This is a genomic window from Streptomyces sp. H27-H1 (genome assembly GCF_026627445.1).
Lineage (GTDB): Bacteria > Actinomycetota > Actinomycetes > Streptomycetales > Streptomycetaceae > Streptomyces.
Genome location: NZ_JAPNLJ010000143.1, coordinates 1 through 1,336 on the forward strand (window position 1 = coordinate 1; position 1,336 = coordinate 1,336).

The 1,336-nt window shown below is 67.4% G+C and carries 1 protein-coding gene; it reads left to right on the forward strand.

Features of this window, described 5'->3' with window-relative positions:
• A partial coding sequence (locus tag OTB20_RS42170; RefSeq protein ID WP_267825183.1) for an ISAs1 family transposase occupies positions 1–1,295 on the forward strand: 1,295 nt, incomplete at its 5' end.
• Positions 1,296–1,336: the final 41 nt, after the last annotated feature.

The window sequence follows — 1,336 nt, forward strand, 5'->3', positions numbered from 1 at the left end:
CAGGGCTGTTGCAAAGTCGGATTGATCTTGTAGACGCGCTGGTGTGGCCGTGTGACGGTGTCCGGCGGAGGCGCTACGAACGCAACGAAGCTCCCGTTGATGCGGGTGACCTTGCCAAGTCGCCTGTGCCAACGGGAGCTTCGATGTGCCGTCAGTCTGCCAGCATTTGCCTGATCAAGTCGCCTTCGCGTCAGCACCGTGGGCTCGTGTATCTGCCGGAGCGGCTGGCCACGCTGGCCGACCCGCGCCATCGGCGGGGGAAGCGTCACCCGTTCGTGAGCGTGCTGCTGATCGCCTGCTCGGCCGTGCTGACCGGAGCACGCTCGTTCGCGGCGATCGGCCAGTGGGCCAGGGCGGCACCGCAAGATGCCCTGGCCCGTCTCGGCGCCCGCACCGAAACCGTGTTCAAGGTCCGCCTCGCGCCGAGCGCGGCGACCATCCGCCGGGTCCTGAATGCCGTCTGTCCCGGCGGGCTCGCGGACCTGCTCGGCGCCGATCCGGCCGGGGCCGACTCCCTGGCCGTCGACGGCAAGAGTGCCCGCGGCTCGCGCACCTGCACCACAGTGGCTGCGCACTTGCTGGCCGCAATGACCGGCACCGGACTGACCGTCACCCAGCTGCGGGTGCCGGACAAAACGAACGAGATCACCTGCTTCGCCGCTCTGCTGGAACCATTCGATCTGGCCGGCGTGACGGTGACCGCCGACGCGCTGCACACCCAGCGCGAGCACGCCCGTTTCCTGGTGGAGGAGAAGCACGCGCACTACCTGCTGGTGGTCAAGGGCAACCAGCCCCGCCTGTATCACCAGCTGCGGTCGCTGCCATGGGGAAAGGTCACCGCGCGGCGCTACGACCGCGAGGAGGGACACGGGCGCAAGGAGACGCGGGTGACCCGCGTGCTCACCGTGGACGGCCTCGGCCTGGACTTCCCGCACGCAGTGCAGGCAGCCCGCATCCTGCGCCATCGCACCGACCTGAAATCCGGGAAAGTCAGCCGCCAGACTGTCTACGCGCTCACTGACCTCAGTGCCAGGCAGGCATCCCCGCAGCGTATTGGGCATCTGGTCAGGTCACAGTGGGTGATCGAGAACCGGCTGCACTTCGTGCGCGACACCACCTTCGCCGAGGACGCCTCCAAGATCCGCACCGGACACGGGCCGGACAACATGGCGACCCTCCGCAGTTTCGCGATCAACCAGCTGCGAGCAGCGGGCCACACGAACATCGCGGCCAGCCTCCGCGAGATGTCCTACGACTGTTTCCGACGACCCCTCGAACTCCTCGGCCTCTCCTGACCAGCAACGATCCAAGACCAAAAGACTTTGCAACAGCCCTG